Source organism: Phenylobacterium sp. (genome assembly GCF_031360265.1).
GTDB lineage: Bacteria > Pseudomonadota > Alphaproteobacteria > Caulobacterales > Caulobacteraceae > Phenylobacterium.
This window is the reverse complement of the sequence record NZ_JANMBF010000084.1, coordinates 1-19,232: the sequence shown is the minus strand read 5'-3', so window position 1 is coordinate 19,232 and position 19,232 is coordinate 1. Positions and strand designations below refer to the sequence as shown.

The following is a 19,232-nucleotide window of genomic DNA, read 5'->3' as shown; positions in this document are numbered from 1 at the left end:
CTTGCGGGCGGGCGACGAAAGCCCGATTAGCTAGGCTCCGGGTTAAGGAGTTTCAACCAAGCGGTGGCGCTCGCGAAGTCCTCAACTGCCCTCGTCGTCGGCGTGGTCGCGTCGAGCCTGCTGTCGGCCGGTTGCGGCGGCAAGGTCTCCAACCCCCTCGGCCCCCGCCCGGCCGTCGCGGATGCAGGCGATCTGGCCTCGCCGGCGCCGCTGGCCGTCCGCCTTGTCGCCGGCCGCGTCATCCTGTCGGGCAGCGCGGCGCCGGGCGCCAGGGTGCGGCTGGCGACCCCTCTTGGCGAGGCGTTGTTCGCCGACGCCGATCGTCGGGGCCGCTGGACCCTCGATGTCGGCGGCGGCGCCGAGCCGCGGATCTTCGGACTCTCGGCCACGGCGCAGGGTCGCCAGATGCAGGCGCAGGGTTATGTGCTGGTGACACCGCCGGGTCAGGCCGCGCTGCTACGCGCCGGCGCGGGCGCCCGGCGGTTCGACCCGGCGCGGGGCGCGGGTCTGCGGGCCATCGATTTCGACGGTGGCGGCGGGGTCGAGGTCTCCGCTCTGACCCCGCCCGGGGCCACGGTGATCCTGCGCCTCGACGGACGCCAGGTGGCGCAGGGCCGGGCCGACGCCGCCGGCCACTATGACGCCAGCTTGCCCAGCCCCGGCGCCTCGGCGCCGATCCGCCGGGGGCCCCACCAGATCCAGGTCTATGGCGACGGCTTCGCCGACACCGTCACCTTCCAGGTCTCGACGGCGGCGCCCCTTGCGCAGGGACCCTTGCGTAGCCAGCTGACCTCGGCCGGCCTGCGGGTCGATTGGATGACGCCGGGCGGCGGCGTGCAATCCACCCTTCTCGTTCACTGACGGAGTCCCAGCGGTTTGGCCTTCCACCATCCCGGAATGATCGGCGGCCGCTTCGGGGGGACGCCGGCCGCGGCCGGCGTCAAGTTCAGCTTCTGGCGTTCCATGGCCGACCTCGGCCGGCTGGTCATGCGTTCTGGCGCGCCCTATCTGCGGCTGCGGATCGCCGCCGCGCTCGGCCTGGTGTTCATCGGCAAGTTCGCCGGGGTCTGGGCGCCGGTGGTGCTGGGCGATGCGATCAGCGGCCTGGGTCAGCCCGGCGCGATCAGCCATGCGCTTTCCACGGCCTTCATCATGGGCACAGTGGGCTACGCCGGCCTGAACCTCGTCTCCGTCTGGACCCCCTATGCCCGCGATGCGATCTTCAGCCGGGTCTCTCAGGCCACCATGGCCAAGGCGGCGGTGGAGACCTTCGCCCATTCGCTGGCCCTGTCGATGGACTTCCACCAGTCCAAGCAGATGGGGGCTCTGTCGCGGATCATCGACCGCGGCTCGCGCTCGGCGGATTTCCTGATCCGCAGCGTGGTGTTCAACATCGGCCCGACCGCTGTCGAGCTGGTGATGGCCATGGCGGTGCTGTGGAGCCGGCTGGGATGGCGGTTCTCGCTGACGACCCTGGTGACCATCATCATCTACACTGTGGTGACGTTCAAGATCACCGACTGGCGGCTGAGCCATCGGCGCGAATGGGCTGACGCCGACTCCCGTGTGGCCGGCCTCTCGGTCGACGCCCTCATCAACTACGAGACCGTCAAGACCTTCGGCTCGGAGGGGCGCGTGGTCGCCGACTACAGCAAGGCCATGGACCGCTACGTGGACGTCGCGGTGCGGGCCAACAACTCGCTAAACCTACTGAACGGCGCCCAGTCGCTGATCCTGACCGCCGGCCTTGCGATCATGACCGTAATGGCCGGCGCAGCTGTGTCGCGGGGCGAGCTTCGCATTGGCGACATCACCATGGCGATCTTCCTGCTGCGCGGCCTGTACCAGCCGCTGGGTATGCTGGGCTTCAACTACCGCGAGATCCGCCAGGCCTTCATCGACATGGAGCAGATGGTCGACCTGCGCGCCGTCAAGCCCGACATCACCGACGCTGCCGACGCCACGGAGCTGCCTCCGTCCGGCGACACCGGAACCGGCGGGCAGGGCGCGTCCGTGGCCTTCGAACACGTCAGCTTCAAGCATGACGCCCGTGCGGTGGGCCTGCGCGACGTGAGCTTCGAGATTCCCCCGGGGACGACGACGGCGCTGGTCGGTCCTTCCGGCGCGGGCAAGACCACGGCCGTCCGCCTGGCCATGCGCCTGATCGACCCTCAGGAAGGTCGGGTGAGCCTCGACGGGTTCGACATGCGGCAGGTGACGCAGGCCGCCCTGCGCGGGGCCGTCGCCCTGGTGCCGCAGGACGTGGCCCTGTTCAACGACAGCCTCTATGCCAACATCGCCTTCGCCCGGCCCAGCGCCGGGAACGCCGACGTGCGCGCCGCTGCTGACGCGGCCGAGCTCGGCCCATTCATCGACAGCCTGCCGAACGGCATGTCGACGATGGTCGGCGAGCGCGGTCTGAAGCTCTCCGGGGGCGAACGCCAGCGGGTGGGGATCGCGCGCGCCCTGCTGGCCAATCCGCGCGTGCTGATCCTCGACGAGGCCACCAGCGCTCTGGACGGCCCCACGGAGGCGGCCATCCAGGAGACCCTGCGCAAGGTCAAGGCCGGGCGCACCACCCTGGTGATCGCCCACCGCCTGTCGACCATCGTCGACGCCGACCAGATCGTGGTGCTGCGGCGCGGCCGCATCGTCGAGCGCGGAACCCACGCCGACCTGCTGGCCCGCACCGGCGAATACGCCGCGCTCTGGCGACGGCAGACGCGGGAGGTCTGAAAACAAAACTCGTCATCCCCGGCTTGTCCGGGAGACCCATAGGCGCGGAACGCTCAGGAAAATCCCCAGAGGCGGAGATCATGGGTGGCCCGAACAAGTCGGGCCATGACGATCAGATCGTTTGAATGGCCTTGCCCATGCGGATCAGCGGCACAGGGGCGCCGCCCCGCGGATCCTCGATCCGCTCGATCTCAGTGTATCCGCAGCGGCTGTAGAGCGGCTGACCCGAGAGGGTGGCCATCAGTTCCAGGCGGGTGAACCCCTCGGCGCGCGCGGCGTCTTCGCAGCGCGCCAGGATCAGCCGGCCGACGCCGCGCCGGGCAAATTCGGGGTGAGTGTACATGGCCCTGACCCGCGCCGGGTCGCTGGCGGGGTCCAGCAAGGCGGCGTCGCGGCCCGGCGAATGATCGCCGCCATAGAGCGTCGCGCGCCGGCTCCAGCCGCCGCAGCCGGCGATCCGGCCTTCAGCCTCAACCACAAAATAGGTCCCGTCAGTGATCAGCTGGCGGTCGAGCCCCATGATCGCGCGGCTGGCGGCGATCTGCTCAGGGCTCAGGAAGGGCCGCTGGAGTTCGCCGATCGCCGCCGCCATCACCGTTTCGAGCGCGGCGAAGTCGCCCGGCCCCCCCAGGCGAGAGGATAGCCCCGCCAGGCGGGAGGATAACCCTGGCAATCCGCTACTCCGCCGCCCGCGGGATGTCGTAAGGCTTCACCGCCTGCGGCTTGGGTGTCACCCCGGCCTGCCGCTGGGCCCAGCGCCAGTAGCTCTTGAAGCGGGCGGAGGCGATCTTCGGCGCGGCCAGCAACACCGGCGTCAACACCAGCGTCAGCAAGGTGGCGAACGACAGCCCCCAGACCACGGCGGCGGAAAGCTGCACCCACCACTCGGACCCCGGCGCCTTCAGTTCGATGTGGCCGTTGTGGAAGTTCGGATGGACCTGGAACATCAGCGGCAGCAGGCCCACCACCGTCACCAGGGTGGTCAGCATCACCGGGCGGAACCGCTGGGCCGCGGCGCGCACGGCGGCTTCGTCGGCCTCGAAACCCTGTCGCCGCAGCTGATAGTAGGTGTCCACCAGCACGATGTTGTGGCCGACCACCACCCCAGCCAGCGCCACCACGCCGGTCCCCAGCATGATCACCGAGACGTAGTCGAAGGTGTGCAGCAGGTTCACCTGGATACCCAGCAGGACGCCGATCGTCGACAGCGCCACCGCCGACAGCGTCACCAGCACCCCGTAGAAGCTGTTGAACTGCCACAGCAGGATCACCGCCATCAGGAACAGCGAGACGGCCATGGCCACCATGAAGAACTTGGCGGCGTTCTGGCCTTCCTCGTCGGCGCCGGTGAACCTCACATGCACTTCCGGGTCGATGGCGGCCTTGGCGATCCAGGGCTTCAGCTCGGCGATCTTCTGGTTGGCGGCGACGCCCTTGATCGCGTTGGCCTGGATCAGCACCATCCTCTGGCCCTCCCGCCGCTGGATCTGGGTGACCTGCTGGCTGGGCAGCCGCTTGACGAAATAGCTCGCCGGAACCGGTCCGGTGGGCGTGGTGATCTTCAGCTGATCGAAGGCCGCCACCGTGCGCGCGTCGCTGGGGAAACGCACCCGGATGTCGAGCTCGTCCTGGGCGTCATCGGGGCGGAAGCGGCCGACCAGCACCCCGCCGGTGAGGAACTGGATCGCCTGGCCGACCGACAGCACGTCGACGCCGTAGCGGCCGGCGGCCTCGCGATCGACGGTCAGGTTGTATTCGATGCCGGGCGAGGTGCGGTTGTCCTCCAGCTCGATCAGCTGCGGATCGGCGACCAGCCTGGCCTTCACCAGGTCGGCGGCGCGGCCCAGGGCCACGGGATCGTGGCTGGTCAGCTGCACCTGCACGGCCTTGCCGGTGGGCGGCCCGCCTTCCGGCTCGCGCACCTCGACGGCCAAGCCCGGCAGGTCGGCCACCCGGCCGCGGATCGCGCCGGCGATGTCCTTGCCGTTGAGGCCCAGCGCCTTGCGCTGCTCATAGTTTTTGAACTCCACCTGGATGCGTCCGATGGTGTCGTTGGGCGGTGAATTGGGGCCGCCGTTGGAACTGTTGCTTCCGGAACGGACATAGAGCGACTGGATGCCCCGCACGCCGACCAGCCGGGCCTCGACCTGGCGCATCAGACCGTCCTGGGCCTCGGGCGACAGGTTGCCGCGGGCCTTGACGAAGACCGTCACCTCCTCGGGATCCTGATCGAGGAAGAACAACGTCCGGTGCGGCGTGTGGGCAAACCAGAACCCGATGCCGAAGATGATCAACAGCGTCGCCAGGACGGTGCGCCCCGGGTGGGCGCCAAGGTAGGAGATCGTCCGGGCGTACCAGCCCATGAAGCCCTTCATCTCGCGCGGGTCGCCGTGCTCGGACTTCTCGATTTCGGCCAGGTGCTCGGCGTCGATCGCGGTCCGGCGGCCGAAGATCGAGCCCAGAGCGGGGGTGAAGATCAGGGCCACGAAGATCGAGGCGCCCAGCACGAAGAACAGGGTCAGCGGCAGGAAGCTCATGAACTTCCCAGGGATGGAGTTCCAGAACATGAACGGCAGGAAGGCGCACAGCGTGGTCAGGGTGCCGTTGACCACCGGCCAGAACATCCGCTTGGCCGCGGCGGCGAAGGCCTGCTCGCGCGGCAGGCCCTCGGCCAATTTCCGGTCGGCGTACTCGACCACGACGATGCCGCCGTCGACCAGGATGCCGACCGCCAGCACCATGCCGAACATCACCATCTGGTTCAGCGTCACCCCCTTGGCGTGGATCATCAGGAAGGCGATGAGGAAGCAGGTCGGGATCGCCAGGCCGACGATCAGGCCCTGGCGAATGCCCAGGCTGGCGACGACGATCAGCATCACCAGCAGGCTGGCGGTCATGATGCCGCTTTCCAGCACCGTCAGGGTGCGGCCGATGAAGTCGGAGTTGTCATAGGTGAAGTCGACCTGGACGGTCGATGGCCAGTGCTTGGATTCCTCGGCGACCACGGCGCGAATGGTCTTGACGGTCTCCAGAATGTTGGCGCCGCTGCGCTTGCTGACGTCGAGCGCCACAGCTTGCTGGCCGTTGTAGCGGGTGATGAACGACGGCTCCTTGAAGGTGCGGCGCACGTCGCCGATGTCGCCGATGGTCACCAGGCGGTCGCCGTTGCGCTTGACGGTCAGGGCCAGGATGTCTTCTGGCTTCTGCACGACGCCAGGGACCTTGACGGCGAACAGGCCAGGGCCGGAGCGCAGGTTGCCGGCCGGCACCAGCTGGTTGTTGCGCGCGATCACTGCGGCCAGATCATTGGCGGTGACATTGTAGGCCTCCATCCGCAGCGGATCGATGGTCACGTCGAGGAGCTCTTCGCGGGCGCCGCTCTCGAAGGCCTCCTGCACGCCCGGCGCGCTTTCCAGCCGCTCCTTCAGGTCCTTCGAAATCCTGGCCAGTTCGCGTTCCGGGGCCGCGCCGTGCAGCACGATGCCGATGATCGGCTGGTCGGAAAAATTCTGTTCCTGGATGATCGGCGCTTCGGCGTCCGGTGGAAAACGGCCGCGCGCCAGGTCGGTCTTGGCGCGGACATCGGCCAGCGCCTTGTCCTTGGAGAAGTCTGGCTCGAACTCCAGCGTCACGATGGCCACGCTTTGCCGGGCGATGGCGTTCATGTGCTTGATGCCCTGGATGGTCTGAAGCTGGACCTCCAGCGGCTTGACCAGCAGGCGTTCGGCGTCCTCGGGGCTCACGCCCGGGAACGGCACGATCACCGAGATGTAGGGAAGGTTGATGTCCGGCTGCGCCTCGCGGGGCATCGAAAGATAGGAAAAGAAGCCGAAGATGCAGGCGATCAGGGTGACGCCCAGCACGACCTTGCGGCGCTTGATGGCTCCATCGATCAGCGAGGCGATCATCTGTCTGGCACTCCAGGTCGCCCGGCGCTAGCGCGCCAGGGCGACACGAACCTTCTGGCCGTCGGCGACAAAGGACTGGCCGACGACGATCAATCGCACCGGGCCGCGCAGGCCCGTCACCCAGACTCCGGCCGGGGTTTCCTCGACGACCGTCACCGGGGCGAAGGCCACGCGATCATCGGGCAGCACATAGCGGACGCCCTGCCGGCCGGCGGAGTCCAGCACCATGGCCGACACCGGCATCAGGTGCGCCGGGCCGGAGCCCGCGCCGATATGCACCTCGGCGGAGAGGCCCGAGCGGACATCCAGCCTCGGATTGGCGATGGCCACCTCCAGGTGATAGGTTCGGGTCTGCGGATCGGCGTCGTGCGCCACATAGCGGATGCGCCCGTTGAGCACCTGGCCGGAGACCAGCCTGGCGGTGGCCGGGGCGCCGACCTTGAGGCTGGCCGCCTGGGTTTCCGGCACATCGCCGACCACCAGCAGGGGATTGAGCTCGATCATTGTGCCGCAGGACTGGCCGGGCGACAGATAGGTTCCGACCTCGGCGTCGCGGTGGTCGAACACGCCGGCGAACGGCGCCTTGATGTTCACCTGGGCCAGGGCGATCTCCCCCTGGCGCACGGCGGCGGTGGCCGCGTCGAGGTTGGCCTGGGTCTGCAGCACCTGGGTCTGCGACCGGAACCCCCGGCTCGCCAGTTCGACCGAGCCCTGCTGTTGCAACTGCATGGACTTCAGCCCGGCGCGGGCCTGGTCCAGCGCCGCCTGGCGCGCATCAACCGACAGGCGGCAGAGCACCTGCCCGGCCTGGACGGTGGAGCCCTGCAACACCGGCGCGGCGGCCACCACCCCGGCGGTCTCAGAGCGCACCACGACCGAGCGGGTCGCCTGGGTTCGGCCGCGCACCACCACGTCGTACTGGCGCACCACCTCGGGGACCATCTGGGCCTGGACGCTGGGCAGGGCGGGGGCTGTGGGCTTGGCCTGCGCGCCCTCGTGATGGCCAAGGCCGAACAGGCTGCGGACGATGAAATAGAGCGCGACCACGGCAAGCACCGCGATCACGAACACATACTGGGATTTCATCCGCATCAAGCTGTCCCCGGCCCTAAGCGGTTCGCGAATCGGCGCCCGCTGTCTCCGCGCCCCCTATCCTGAGGTTTTGCGCTTTTCATGCCACCATAGCGCGAGCGCAAATGAAATCGCGGACAGGCTGGGAGCGTGATGGCTATTCTATCGGCCACGAACCTTAATAGCAGCATGACGCCCGCGTTTTCGGGCCATCCTGTGGCGCAGCGTACACGGTAAGGGGAAAACCGCCGGTGAAATACCTTCATACCATGGTCCGCGTGACCGATCTCGACGCCTCTCTGGACTTCTATTGCGACAAACTGGGCCTGGTGGAGGCGTCGCGCGCCGAGAATCCCGGCGGCCGCTTCACCCTGGTGTTCCTCAGCGCGCCCGGGGACGAGGTCGCGGTCAAGGCGGGCAAGGCGCCGATGGTTGAGCTGACCTACAACTGGGATCCCGAGCCCTACGACGGCGGCCGCAACTTCGGCCACCTGGCCTATGCCGTGGACGACATCTACGCGCTCTGCCAGCGGCTCAAGGACAAGGGCGTGACCATCAACCGCCCGCCGCGCGACGGCCGCATGGCCTTCGTCCGCTCGCCCGACAACATCTCTATTGAACTCTTGCAGGCAGGACCCGCCCTGCCGCCCGCCGAGCCGTGGTCGTCGATGCCCAACATCGGGGCCTGGTAGGGCCGCGACGCGCCCGGCGGCCGCGAACCTCCTGGCGGGGCCGCAACGCCAAGGTTGGATCTGCGGTCAGGCTGTGCTTGCGTGGCGGCGCGGGACGTGGCGGCGTGGCGGCATAAGGGGATCGGCATGGACTTCGAGGACTATCGGCGGCAGGACGCGGTGGGCCTGGCCGGGCTGGTGGCGCGGCGCGAGGTGAGCGCGGCGGAACTGCTGGAGGCGGCCGCGGCGCGGATGGCGCAGGTCAATCCGGCGATCAATGCGGTGACCCAGGACCTGACCGCCCGCGCCCGGGCCGAGACCCCGGCCCATGGGCCGCTGTCCGGCGTGCCCTTCCTGCTCAAGGACCTGGGCGTCACCCTGGCCGGCACGCCGACCACCGGAGGCTCGCGGATGTTCGCCGACGCGTTGGCGCCTGCCGACAGCGCGCTGGCCGCCGCCTATCGCGGCGCGGGGCTCTGCGTGTTCGGCAAGACCAATACCCCGGAGTTCGGCCTGTGGCCGGTGACGGAATCGGAGCTGCTCGGCGTCTGCCGCAATCCCTGGGACCTGAGCCGCACGCCGGGCGGCTCGTCGGGCGGCGCGGCGGCGGCGGTCGCGGCGGGCATCGCGCCGGCCGCCCACGCCAGCGATGGCGGCGGATCGATCCGCATGCCAGCCTCCTGCTGCGGCCTGTTCGGCCTGAAGCCCTCGCGCGGGCGGGTGTCGTTCGCCCCGCTCGGTGAAGGCTGGGCGGGCGCCTCGGTGCATCACGCCGTGACCCGCTCGGTGCGGGATTCGGCGGTGCTGCTGGACATCGCCTGTCAGCCGCAACCCGGCGACCCCTATTTCCTGGCCGCGCCGCATCGGCCCTTCGCCGAGGAGGTCGAGCGCGAGCCGGGACGCCTGCGCATCGGTTTCACCACGGCGGCCATGCAGGCGCCGGGGCTCGATCCGGAATGCGAAGCCGCCGTCCGCGACGCCGCGCGCCTGTGCGAAGATCTCGGCCACCACGTCGAGGAGGTGCGGATTCCCGGCGATGTGGCCGCCATGCCGGCCGCCGCCGGCGTGGTGATCTCCGCCAGCATCGCCGCCAGCCTGGAGGCCGAGGCCGCGCGTCGCGGCCGACCCATCGCCGAGGGCGATGTCGAGGCGCTGACCTTCGCCACCTATCGTCGCGGCCTGGCGGTCAGCGGCGCCGACTATGTGCGCGGCCTGACGGCCCTGCACGCCTACGCGCGGGCTCAGGCGGCGCTGTTCGCCACCTGCGACGTGCTGTTGCTCTCGACGCTGGGCCGCCCGGCCATCCCGATCGGCTGGATCACCGAGGACCCGCGGGCAATCGCCGAGCGGCTGTTCGCCTTCATGCCCAACACCCAGGCGTTCAACAACACCGGGCAGCCGGCGATGACCGTGCCCCTGGCCTGGAGCCGCGACGGCCTGCCCATCGGCGTGCAGTTCGTGGCCCCGATGGGGGAGGAGGCCAGGCTGTTCAATCTGGCGGGACAGTTGGAGTGGGCCCGGCCCTGGTTCGACAGGATCGCGCCCCTCTGATCCCGCCGATCCGTCGGGTCCCACCGCGCACAGTCCTTGCAATGCGCGGTCGATGGATCAGGTTCGTTCCAATTCGAAACAGACCCGGCGGCTGGCCGGCGGCGTCGCCGCGGCCATGGCCGCGTTGGCCGCCCTGGCCTTCACCAGCGGGGTCCTGCACAACCGCGCCCAGGCCGGCACATCCGCCGGCGGTCCTGGCGGCGGCTCGGCGGACGGCGGCCCGGCGGCCGAGGGCGGGCCGACCTCGAAGCCCCCTGGCGGCGGCGGAAGTGGCGGCGGATCGGGCGGCGCGGGCTCTTCGGGAGCAGGATCCCTGCCTCAGACCGGCGAGGCGCCGCACGGCCCCTATGGCCCCGGCGAAGGTTATGACCGCTCGTCGCATGACGTCATGCCCAATGGCGAAGACGGGCTGATGTCGCTGGTCGACTATGTCCAGGCGCTGGCCGCGGGCGACAACAATCCCAACCAGGGTGGCAAGCCGGGTCCCGACGGAGACCTCGGATTGGCGACAGAACCCGACGGATTCACCGCGGGCGCGGAGGGGACCGGCGGCGTTCCCAGCGGGGGCGGCGGGGGCGGCTCTGGCGGCGGGGGTGGTGGCGGCTCGGGCGGGGGCTCGGGCGGCGGCCCGACCCCGCCATCCGGCGGCCCGACCGGCCCGATCACGGATCCTGGCCCGGTTGGCGGCGTCTGCGTCGGCGCACTCTGCATCGACCCGCCCGCAGGCGGCCCGCCCGTGCTGACGCCGACCAGCTTTGGACCCACCGCCCCCGGCCCGGGCGGCCCCTTCACCCCGCCCGGAGGCGGATTTGAGCCGCTCCCGGTCGGCGGCGGTCCGGGCGACGGCCCCGCGGGGAGCCATGCTGGCGGCGTTCCCGAGCCGGCGACCTGGCTGATGCTGCTGGCGGGCTTCGCGGCTCTGGGCTCGGCCTTGCGCGCCCAGCCCCGCCGGGCTCAGGCTCGGGTCTGAGCTCAGGCCGTGCGCCGCCGCTGGATCAGGGCGGCGGCGACCACCCCCAGCGAAACCACCGCGATCAGCAGTGTCGAGACGGCGTTGATCTCTGGATTCACCCCCAGCCGCACCTGGCTGTAGAGCCGCATCGGCAAGGTGGTGGCGCCGGGGCCCGAGGTGAAACTGGCGATCACCAGATCATCCAGCGACAGGGTGAAGGCCAGCATCCAGGCCGCGGCCACGGCCGGAGCGATGGTCGGCAGGGTGACCTTCACGAAGGCCCCGACCGGCGTGCAGCCCAGGTCCTGGGCGGCTTCCTCCAGGCTTAGGTCGAAGGACGCCAGCCGCGCCTGGATGACCACCGTCGCGTAGCACAGCGTCACCGTGGCGTGGCTGACGGTCACCGTCCAGAAGCCGCGCGGCAGGTCCAGCGCCACGAACAGCAGCAGCAGCGATAGCCCAAGGATCACCTCCGGCATCACCAGCGGCGCATAGATCATTCCGGCCAGCAGCGTCCGGCCGGGAAATCGCGCCGAGCGCGCCAGCGTCACCGCCGCCAGGGTTCCCAGCACGGTGGCCGCCGTGGCCGAAACCAGGCCGACCCTCAACGTCACCCAGACTGCGTCGAGCATCTGGCTGTCCCGCGCCAGGGCCGCGTACCAGCGGATGGAGACGCCGCCCCACACGGTCACCAACCGGCTGGCGTTGAACGAATAGATCACCAGCAGGACGATGGGCCCGTAGAGGAAGGCCAGGCCCAGGACCACACTGCCCCAATTAAACGCCGAGGGGCCGCCGCTGCGGCCACGGCGGCTCACGACAGCACCTTGGCCTGCTGGCGCTGGAACAGCAGGATCGGCGCGATCAGCGTGGCCAGCAGCACCACGGCCACGGCCGAGGCGGCCGGCCAGTCGCGGTCGGCGAAGAACTCGGTCCAGATCGTGCGGCCCAGCATCAGGGTCTGCGATCCGCCGAGCAGGTCGGGGATCACGAACTCGCCGACCATCGGGATGAAGCACAGCAGGGCGCCGGCCGCCACGCCCGGCAGCGACAGGGGAAAGGTCACCCGCCAGAACGCGATGGTCGGCGTGCAGCCGAGATCCTCGGCCGCCTCGATCAGGCTCGCGTCCTGCCGCTCCAGCACCGCGTAGATCGGGAGCACCATGAACGGCAGATAGGCGTAGACAAGGCCGATGATCACGGCGGAGTCGGTGTTCAGCAGGTCGAGCGGCCCCAGGCGCAGGGTCCCCAGCGCCTGGTTCAGCAGGCCCGCCGGCTTGAGGATCGCGATCCAGGCGTAGATGCGGATCAGGAAGCTGGTCCAGAACGGCAGGATCACCGCCATCAGCAGGACCTGCCGCGCGCCGGCTGCGAACCGGCTCATGCCATAGGCGATGGGATAGCCGATCGCGAGCAGGATCGCCGTCGCCAGGCCTGCCAGCCGCACGCTCGACAGATAGGCCGCCAGATAGAGCCGGTCGCTGGCCAGTCGCCCATAGGTCTCGACGCTCAGTTGACGAACGAAGGCGCTCACCCCGCCCAGGCCCCGCGACAGGTCGAGTTGCGGCGCATAGGGCGGCATGGCCAGCACCGTGTGCGACAGCGACAGCTTGGCAACCAGCGCGAACGGCAGGGCGAAGAACAGCAGCAGCCACAGATAGGGCGCGAGGGCTGCGCGCCACGGTCGCCTCATGAGGTCAGCACCACGCCGGCGTCAGGGGCGTATCCGACCCAGGCAGGCGCGCCGACGCTCAAGCCCAGGGGCGGGCCGAGGTTGGCGCGGCTGACCAGGACCTTCTGGCCGTCGACCTGAACGACGTAGCGCGTGCGGTCGCCGAAATAGGCGATCTCGGTCAGCCGGCCGGCCATCGAGGCGGGGGTCGGGGCCGCCGTGAGGCGCATCGCCTCGGGCCGCACCGCCCGCCAGCCCGCGCCCTCGGTGAAGAGGTTGGTCTCGCCGAGGAAGCCGGCCACATAGCGGCTGGCCGGCCGCTCATAGACCTCGCGGGGCGGCCCCACCTGGACGATGCGGCCGGCCTGCATCACCGCCAGGCGGTCGGCGACCACCATGGCCTCGTCCTGGTCGTGGGTGACGATCAGAAAGGTCAGGCCCAGCCGCCGCTGCAAGGCCATCAGCTCCAGCTGGGTTTCTTCGCGCAGCTTGCGGTCGAGCGCCGCCAGCGGCTCGTCGAGCAGCAGGATCTGCGGGTTGGGGGCCAGCGCGCGGGCCAGCGCCACGCGCTGCTTCTGGCCGCCGGAGAGCTGGTCGGGCCGGCGGCGGTTGAGGCCCTCCAGCCGCACCAGGCTCAGCATCTCCTCGCGGCGGGGCCCGACGGCGGCCTTCGACCAGCCCTGCTGGCGCAGCCCGAACCCCACGTACGGCTCGACGTGGAGGTGCGGGAACAGGGCGTAGGACTGGAACATCATGCTCGACGGCCGCCGGTGCGGGGGCAGGCCGGCGATGTCCTGGCCGTTCAGCAGGATGCGGCCCGCGTCCGGCGCCTCGAAGCCGGCCAGCATCCGCATCAGCGTGGTCTTGCCGCAGCCCGACGGGCCCAGCAGCGCGAAGAACTCGCCGGCCCGGATATCCAGGTCCACCCCGTCGACCGCCACGACCTCGCCGAAGCGTCGGGTGACGCCTTCGAAACGCACGAGGGGCGCAGGCTCTCCGCTCACTGGCCGGTCAGGACGCGGGTCCACTGGCGGTTGACCTCGCGCAGCAGGGCCTGGTCCTTCGTCGTGGTGACGAACAACCGCCTCGCCAGTTCCGGCGGCGGATAGGCGCCGGGATCGTCGCGCACCGAGGCGTCCACCAGAGGGGTCGCGGCGGCATTGGCGTCGGCGTATTTCGTGAAGTTCGACGCCCGGGCGATGATCTCCGGCCGCAGCATGAAGGTCAGGAAGCTGTAGGCGGCCGCGGCGTTGGGCGCGTCGGCGGGAAGGGTGAAGACGTCGAACCACACCTGGCTGCCTTCCTTGGGCACGGCATAGGCCAGCCGGACCTTGGCCTTGGCCTCCTGGGCGCGGGCCTTGGCCTGCATCACGTCGCCGGAATAGCCGATGGCCACGCAGATATCGCCGTTGGCCAGCGCGTCGATATACTCGGACGAGTGGAACTTGCGCACATAGGGCCGTGCCTTCATCAAGAGGTCGGTCGCCGCCGCATAGTCCTTCAGGTCGTGCGAATTGGGGTCCTTGCCCAGGTAGTTGAGCGCCACGGCGTACATGTCTTCCGAGGCGTCGAGGAAATAGACCCCGCAGTCCTTCAACCTGGCCAGGTTCCGCGGGTCGAACACCACCGCCCAGCTGTCGATCTTCACCCCGGGCAGGCGCTTGGCGACAGCGTCGATGTTGTAGCCGACGCCGATGGTGCCCTGCATGTAGGGCACGGCGTACTTTGCCCCCGGATCGAACGGCGCCATGTGGGCCATGACGTCGGGCGCGAGGTTTTTCAGGCCGGGCAGCCTTGCCTTGTCGAGCGGCTGGATCGCCCTGGCTTCGATGTAGCGCGGCACATTGTGGTTGGAGGGGACCACCAGATCGTAGCCGGTGCGACCCTGCAGGACCTTGGTCTCCAGCACCTCGTTGGAATCGAAGGTGTCGTAGCGCACCTTGATCCCGGTCTCCCTGGTGAACTGGGCGAGCAGCGCCGGGTCGATATAGTCCGACCAGTTATAGATATTCAGTGTGCCGGACGCGGCCCCAGCACCATTGGTCTTGGCCGACGGCCCACACGCCGCCAGGGCAAGCGCCGTCGCCATAGATCCGAATCTCAGCCATTTCGGCATCGCCGCGCCCCCCAGGTCCCGGGGCAGTTATAGGGTGGGTACGGCGCGCCTCAACGCCAAAGCTTCCGGAGTTCGCCTATGCCGATCAACTGGACCGCGCTCAGCCCGATCCTGCTGCTGATCGTCTCCAACGTGTTCATGACCTTCGCCTGGTACGGGCAGCTGAATGTCAGACACCGGGCGCTGTGGACCATCGTTCTGATCAGCTGGGGGATCGCCTTCTTCGAATATTGCCTGGCGGTCCCGGCCAACCGCATCGGCCGCGCGGTCTATGATCCCGCCGAGCTCAAGGCCATTCAAGAGGTGATCACCCTGGTTGTTTTTGCGGTGTTCTCGGTGGCCTGGCTGAAGGAGCCGGTCACCCTGAATCACGCGCTTGGTTTCGCCTTCATCGGCCTGGGCGCCTTCTTCGTCTTCAAGGGGCCATTCTAGCCCCGCCGCCAGCATTGCGCCGGAGGTTTGCTGCAAGCCCTGGCGAACGTTTTGGCGAATTGCGGCGCCCGGCCTATAAGCCGCGCCTTCTCCCCCTTTCGAGAGCCGTCATGCCCCGCGTCCTGATCACGTCCGCGCTGCCCTACATCAACGGGATCAAGCATCTGGGGACGCTGGCGGGCTCGATGCTGCCGGCCGATGTCTACGCCCGCTTCCAGCGTGCGCGTGGCAATGAGACCCTTTACATCTGCGCGACGGACGAGCACGGCACGCCGACCGAACTGGCCGCCGCCGAAAAAGGTCAGGACCCCGCGACCTTCTGCGCCGAACAGCATGCCATCCAAGACGACCTGGGCCGCCGGTTCGGCCTATCCTGGGACCACTTCGGCCGCTCGTCCTCGCCCCAGAACCACAGGCTCACCCAGCGCTTTGCCCAGCAGCTGTGGGAGGCCGGCTTCCTCGAGGAGCGGGTGACCCAGCAGGTCTATTCCAAGGCCGACCGGCGGTTCCTGCCCGACCGCTATGTGATCGGGACCTGCCCGCACTGTGGCTATGAGGCCGCTCGCGGCGACCAGTGCGAAAACTGCACCCGCGTGCTGGACCCCGCCGACCTGTTGCATCCGCGCTCGGCGATCTCCGGATCCACCGACATTGAGATCCGCGATTCCAAGCACCTGTTCCTGCGCCAGAGCCTGTTCGCCGACAAGCTGCGCGCCTGGATCGACGCCAAGCGGGGCGGCTGGCCCTTGCTGGTCACCTCCATCGCGCTGAAGTGGCTGGACGAGGGGCTGCAGGACCGCGGCGTCACCCGCGACCTGGACTGGGGCGTGCCGGTCAACGCCGCCGACTGGGGCCCCAACCCGGACGGCGCGACCCCGGACATCGCGGGCCTAGCGGGCAAGGTGTTCTACGTCTGGTTCGACGCGCCCATCGAATATATCGCCGCGACCTGGGAGTGGGCGGACGCACGGGCCGCCACCGCCGGCAAGGGCGCCGCGCAGGAAGCCGACTGGGAACGCTGGTGGCGGCTGCCGCAGGCGTCCGACGTGACCTACGTGGAGTTCATGGGAAAGGACAACGTGCCCTTCCACACCGTGGGCTTTCCCTGCACCCTGATCGGCCTGAACGAAACGCGCGCGGCGGACGGCGCCTGGTCGCCGACTAGCAACGCGCCGTGGAAACTGGTCGACGAGCTGAAAGGCTTCAACTGGCTGGACTACTATGGCGGGCGGTTCTCGACCTCGCAGAACCGCGGCGTGTTCATGGACCAGGCGCTGGAGCTGCTGGCCCCCGACTACTGGCGCTGGTGGATCATCGCCAATGCGCCGGAGACCTCCGACGCCAGCTTCGTCTGGGAACAGTTCCAGGCCCAGGTGAACGCCGACCTGGCCGACGTGCTGGGCAACTTCGTCAACCGCATCTGCAAGTTCACCGAAACCCGGTTCGAGGGCGTGGTCCCGGCGGGGGGAGAACCCGGTCCCCTCGAGGTCAGGCTCGACGTCGATGTCCTGGCCAAGCTGCGCGAGCTTACCGAACACCTGGAGGCTCGTGAGTTTCGCAAGGCCTCGACCGCGATCCGCCAGCTTTGGGTGCTGGGCAATCAGTACCTTACCGAGGCCGCCCCCTGGACGGCGCTGAAGACCGATCCCGAGCGCGCCGCGGTCGCCGTGCGCACCGGGCTCAACCTCGTGGCCCTGTTCGCCAGGGTCGCCGAACCGTTCATTCCGTTCACCGCCGAAACCATCGCTCTGTCGGTCGGTGAGAGCGTCCCGGGCAGGTGGCCAGGCCTGACGGGGAAGGCGCCGTTGGACATGCTGCCCCCCGGCCGTCCGGTGAAAGCGCCCGAGGTGCTCTTCAAAAAGGTCGAGGACGATCAGGTCACCGCCTGGCGCGAACGCTTCGGCAGTTAGCACTACGGGGAACCCGAGCGTTCTACTTCCCCTTGCGCCGGACCACTTCGGAGGGCGCGATGTCCAGCGGTTTGGGCATGGCGGCGTTGTAGGCGCCGGTCTTGTCCAGATCGATGGCGACGGTGCGTGAGCCTTGCCAGATCATGTGCAGCGCCACATAGACGACGATCGCCAGGCCGAGGTAGCCGATCCAGCGGTGGCGGTGCAGCAGTTTGGCGATCCAGCTGGCGGCCAGTCCGGTGAGCGTGATCGACAGGATCAGGCCGGCCACCAGCACCATCGGGTGCTCGCGGGCCGCGCCGGCCACGGCCAGCACATTGTCCAGTGACATGGCCAGGTCGGCCAGCAGGATCTGGATCAGCGCCTGGCGCAGGGTCTTCGGCTTCGCCTGGTGCGCGGGCGTCCCGCCGATCTCCACCCCTGTCGCCGCCTCCAGCGCGGCCTCGCCCTCGGCGCTTTCCTCGCGGCCCTGGGCGCGCAGGTCGCGCCACATCTTCCAGCAGACCCACAGCAGCAGGATGCCGCCGGCCACCAGCAGGCCAACCACGTTCAGCAGCTGGGTGGTGATCAGCGCAAAGCCGATCAACATCACCACGGCCCCGGCCAGCCCCAGGACGATGGCGCGGCGGCGCTGATGCGGCGGCAGCCCGGCGGCGGCCATGCCCACGGCCACGGCGTTGTCGCCGGCCAGCGCCAGGTCAATCAGCACCACCTGGACAAAGGCGGCCAGGGCGCCGGCGGTCAAGAGGTCGGACAGTTGCATCGCCCCTGAATGCGACAGGGGGCGCTTGGCTGCAAGCTACCGCCCCCTGGGACGCGACGCCTCATACATCGCCACGGCGGCCGCGGCCGAGACGTTCAGGCTCTCGAAGCCGCCCGGCATGGGGATCCGGGCCAGTTCGTCACAGTGTTCGGCCACCAGCCGGCGCAAGCCCTCGCCCTCGGAGCCCAGCACCAGAACGGTGGGGGCGCCGTCCAGCACGTCGCCAAGATCCTTGTCCGCCTCGCCGGTGAGGCCCACCGCGCGCCAGCCGGCGTCGGTCAGCTCGTCCAGCGCCCGCGACAGGTTGACCACCCGGGCCGTGGCGATCCGGTCGACCGCGCCGGCCGCGGCCTTGGCCAGGGCTCCGGTGAACCGCGGCGCGTGCCGGTCCTGCAGCACCACGCCGACCGCGCCGAAGGCCGCGGCCGAGCGCAGGATGGCGCCGACGTTCTGCGGATCGGTGACGCTGTCGAGCATCAGCAGCACCGCGCCGGGGCGGGGCTCGAAGTCGGCCAGGTCGGCGGGCTCTAGCACCGCCCCGCGCACCGCCACGCCCTGGTGAATCGCGCCTTGCGGCAGGCGCTGGGCGATCTGCTGGTTGTCAGCCTGCTGCAGCACCGGCAGGGCCCCGAATTTCGCCAGGACCTGCTTGATCCGTTCGGGCGTCGCCAGGATCAGTTCGGGCGCGCCGCGCGCGGGATTGGCGAGCGCCGCCTCGACCGCGTGCCAGCCCCAGATCCAGTCATCGGCCACCGCCTCCGGACGTCGCGAAAAACTCCCGTGGGGGCGCTTGCTCCGGCCTTTCCGGGCGTCGTTGCGTTCGGGGGACGAGGCCACTATAAGACGCGCTCCAAATTGGGGCCCCGGACGGGCAGCCGCCTTGGGAACCGTGGGTTGGGCGCTGTTATGCCCCGCGCGCGCCCTGGCGGAAGCCTTTTGTTCGAGGTCTCGGTGTGGCTCCGAGCGCGAGGGGGAATGTCCCGAGCGGCAAAGGGGGGGGACTGTAAATCCCCTGGCGTAGCCTTCGTAGGTTCGAGTCCTACTTCCCCCACCACGCCTCGGCGCTATAGGAGACGGATATCGCGGGTATAGCACAGTGGTAGTGCAGCAGCCTTCCAAGCTGAATATGCGGGTTCGATTCCCGCTACCCGCTCCAGGTTAGTTGAAACGCAAACGCCCGCAGGACCCGATGGCCAAAGAGAAGTTCGAACGCAACAAGCCGCACTGCAACATTGGCACGATTGGCCATGTTGACCACGGCAAGACGACGCTGACGGCGGCGATCACGATGATCCTGGCGAAGGCGGGCGGGGCCAAGGCGATGGCGTACGCCGACATTGACGCGGCGCCGGAGGAGAAGGCGCGCGGGATCACCATCAACACGGCGCACGTGGAGTACGAGACGAAGAACCGTCACTACGCCCACGTCGACTGCCCGGGCCACGCGGAC

17 protein-coding genes and 2 tRNA genes are annotated in these 19,232 nt (G+C 69.3%); 10 read left to right on the top strand and 9 right to left on the bottom strand.

Annotation, left to right across the window (positions count from 1 at the left end):
• Positions 1-63: 63 nt before the first annotated feature.
• Both RMN86_RS07425 and RMN86_RS07420 read left to right on the top strand, forming a co-directional pair.
• Complete coding sequence (locus RMN86_RS07425) at positions 64-861, top strand: hypothetical protein (protein ID WP_309605196.1); 798 nt, start codon at positions 64-66, stop codon at positions 859-861.
• Between the two features lie 36 nt (positions 862-897).
• The gene (locus tag RMN86_RS07420) at positions 898-2,736 is read left to right on the top strand and encodes an ABC transporter ATP-binding protein/permease (protein ID WP_309605258.1); all 1,839 of its coding nucleotides are present in this window, start codon (positions 898-900) and stop codon (positions 2,734-2,736) included.
• Between the two features lie 112 nt (positions 2,737-2,848).
• On the opposite strand, the gene RMN86_RS07415 is transcribed toward RMN86_RS07420, so the two are convergent.
• The 3 genes from RMN86_RS07415 to RMN86_RS07405 all read right to left on the bottom strand — a co-directional run bounded on the left by RMN86_RS07415 (position 2,849) and on the right by RMN86_RS07405 (position 7,736).
• The gene (locus RMN86_RS07415) at positions 2,849-3,328 is read right to left on the bottom strand and encodes a GNAT family N-acetyltransferase (RefSeq protein WP_309605257.1); all 480 of its coding nucleotides are present in this window, start codon (positions 3,326-3,328) and stop codon (positions 2,849-2,851) included.
• Between the two features lie 85 nt (positions 3,329-3,413).
• Positions 3,414-6,644 (bottom strand): efflux RND transporter permease subunit, encoded by a 3,231-nt coding sequence (locus RMN86_RS07410; RefSeq protein ID WP_309605195.1) that lies wholly within the window; start codon positions 6,642-6,644, stop codon positions 3,414-3,416.
• Positions 6,645-6,671: 27 nt separating this feature from the next.
• Entirely contained in the window at positions 6,672-7,736 is a 1,065-nt protein-coding gene (locus RMN86_RS07405; protein ID WP_309605194.1) for an efflux RND transporter periplasmic adaptor subunit, read from the bottom strand.
• 230 nt (positions 7,737-7,966) lie between these two features.
• Between RMN86_RS07405 and RMN86_RS07400 the strand changes: the two genes are divergently transcribed.
• The 3 genes from RMN86_RS07400 (at position 7,967) to RMN86_RS07390 (ending at position 10,907) form a co-directional block, all read left to right on the top strand.
• The gene (locus RMN86_RS07400) at positions 7,967-8,407 is read left to right on the top strand and encodes a VOC family protein (RefSeq protein ID WP_309605193.1); all 441 of its coding nucleotides are present in this window, start codon (positions 7,967-7,969) and stop codon (positions 8,405-8,407) included.
• An 81-nt stretch (positions 8,408-8,488) separates the two neighbouring features.
• Complete coding sequence (locus RMN86_RS07395) at positions 8,489-9,937, top strand: amidase (RefSeq protein WP_309605192.1); 1,449 nt, start codon at positions 8,489-8,491, stop codon at positions 9,935-9,937.
• Between the two features lie 52 nt (positions 9,938-9,989).
• Positions 9,990-10,907, top strand: coding sequence for a PEPxxWA-CTERM sorting domain-containing protein (locus RMN86_RS07390; RefSeq protein WP_309605191.1), 918 nt, complete (start codon positions 9,990-9,992; stop codon positions 10,905-10,907).
• Positions 10,908-10,909: 2 nt separating this feature from the next.
• On the opposite strand, the gene RMN86_RS07385 is transcribed toward RMN86_RS07390, so the two are convergent.
• From RMN86_RS07385 to RMN86_RS07370, 4 genes are read right to left on the bottom strand one after another with little or no spacing between them, the layout of a single operon-like run.
• A complete protein-coding gene (locus RMN86_RS07385; protein ID WP_309605190.1) occupies positions 10,910-11,707 on the bottom strand; it encodes an ABC transporter permease in 798 nt (265 codons plus the stop codon).
• Positions 11,704-12,582: an ABC transporter permease subunit gene (locus tag RMN86_RS07380; RefSeq protein ID WP_309605189.1), complete on the bottom strand. Its 879-nt coding sequence runs from the start codon at positions 12,580-12,582 to the stop codon at positions 11,704-11,706. The genes RMN86_RS07385 and RMN86_RS07380 overlap by 4 nt, the downstream gene beginning before the upstream one ends.
• Positions 12,579-13,541, bottom strand: a complete 963-nt coding sequence (locus RMN86_RS07375; protein ID WP_309605188.1) for an ABC transporter ATP-binding protein — start codon at positions 13,539-13,541, stop codon at positions 12,579-12,581. Before RMN86_RS07375 ends, RMN86_RS07380 begins: the two co-directional genes overlap by 4 nt.
• Positions 13,542-13,561: 20 nt before the next feature.
• Positions 13,562-14,650 carry a polyamine ABC transporter substrate-binding protein gene (locus RMN86_RS07370; RefSeq protein ID WP_309605187.1) on the bottom strand — a complete coding sequence of 363 codons (1,089 nt, stop codon included), beginning with the start codon at positions 14,648-14,650 and terminating at the stop codon, positions 13,562-13,564.
• Positions 14,651-14,755: 105 nt separating this feature from the next.
• Here RMN86_RS07370 and RMN86_RS07365 point away from each other — a divergent pair, with 105 nt between their 5' ends.
• Both RMN86_RS07365 and metG read left to right on the top strand, forming a co-directional pair.
• A complete protein-coding gene (locus tag RMN86_RS07365) occupies positions 14,756-15,109 on the top strand; it encodes a DMT family protein (RefSeq protein WP_309605186.1) in 354 nt (117 codons plus the stop codon).
• 110 nt (positions 15,110-15,219) lie between these two features.
• Positions 15,220-17,019 carry a methionine--tRNA ligase gene (gene metG, locus RMN86_RS07360; protein ID WP_309605185.1) on the top strand — a complete coding sequence of 600 codons (1,800 nt, stop codon included), beginning with the start codon at positions 15,220-15,222 and terminating at the stop codon, positions 17,017-17,019.
• A 22-nt stretch (positions 17,020-17,041) separates the two neighbouring features.
• On the opposite strand, the gene RMN86_RS07355 is transcribed toward metG, so the two are convergent.
• The gene (locus RMN86_RS07355; protein ID WP_309605184.1) at positions 17,042-17,782 is read right to left on the bottom strand and encodes a YjbE family putative metal transport protein; all 741 of its coding nucleotides are present in this window, start codon (positions 17,780-17,782) and stop codon (positions 17,042-17,044) included.
• 36 nt (positions 17,783-17,818) lie between these two features.
• Positions 17,819-18,619, bottom strand: a complete 801-nt coding sequence (gene rlmB / locus RMN86_RS07350) for a 23S rRNA (guanosine(2251)-2'-O)-methyltransferase RlmB (protein WP_405041331.1) — start codon at positions 18,617-18,619, stop codon at positions 17,819-17,821.
• A gap of 132 nt (positions 18,620-18,751) precedes the next feature.
• Between rlmB and RMN86_RS07345 the strand changes: the two genes are divergently transcribed.
• From RMN86_RS07345 to RMN86_RS07335, 3 genes are all read left to right on the top strand, one after another.
• Positions 18,752-18,836: transfer RNA gene (locus RMN86_RS07345), tRNA-Tyr, on the top strand.
• 28 nt (positions 18,837-18,864) lie between these two features.
• A tRNA-Gly gene (locus RMN86_RS07340) sits at positions 18,865-18,938 on the top strand.
• A 33-nt stretch (positions 18,939-18,971) separates the two neighbouring features.
• Positions 18,972-19,232, top strand: a 261-nt coding sequence (locus RMN86_RS07335; RefSeq protein WP_309605182.1) for a GTP-binding protein, incomplete at its 3' end; no start/stop codon positions are given.

Excerpts from the sequence above, each read along its gene's own strand:
- RMN86_RS07380 (WP_309605189.1), bottom strand. The coding sequence starts at position 12,582 with ATGAGGCGACCGTGGCGCGCAGCCCTCGCGCCCTATCTGTGGCTGCTG.
- RMN86_RS07370 (WP_309605187.1), bottom strand. The coding sequence starts at position 14,650 with ATGGCGACGGCGCTTGCCCTGGCGGCGTGTGGGCCGTCGGCCAAGACC.
- metG (WP_309605185.1), top strand. The coding sequence starts at position 15,220 with ATGCCCCGCGTCCTGATCACGTCCGCGCTGCCCTACATCAACGGGATC.
- RMN86_RS07420 (WP_309605258.1), top strand. The coding sequence starts at position 898 with ATGATCGGCGGCCGCTTCGGGGGGACGCCGGCCGCGGCCGGCGTCAAG.
- RMN86_RS07410 (WP_309605195.1), bottom strand. The coding sequence starts at position 6,644 with ATGATCGCCTCGCTGATCGATGGAGCCATCAAGCGCCGCAAGGTCGTG.
- RMN86_RS07365 (WP_309605186.1), top strand. The coding sequence starts at position 14,756 with ATGCCGATCAACTGGACCGCGCTCAGCCCGATCCTGCTGCTGATCGTC.
- RMN86_RS07355 (WP_309605184.1), bottom strand. The coding sequence starts at position 17,782 with ATGCAACTGTCCGACCTCTTGACCGCCGGCGCCCTGGCCGCCTTTGTC.
- RMN86_RS07405 (WP_309605194.1), bottom strand. The coding sequence starts at position 7,736 with ATGCGGATGAAATCCCAGTATGTGTTCGTGATCGCGGTGCTTGCCGTG.
- RMN86_RS07415 (WP_309605257.1), bottom strand. The coding sequence starts at position 3,328 with ATGGCGGCGGCGATCGGCGAACTCCAGCGGCCCTTCCTGAGCCCTGAG.
- RMN86_RS07390 (WP_309605191.1), top strand. The coding sequence starts at position 9,990 with ATGGATCAGGTTCGTTCCAATTCGAAACAGACCCGGCGGCTGGCCGGC.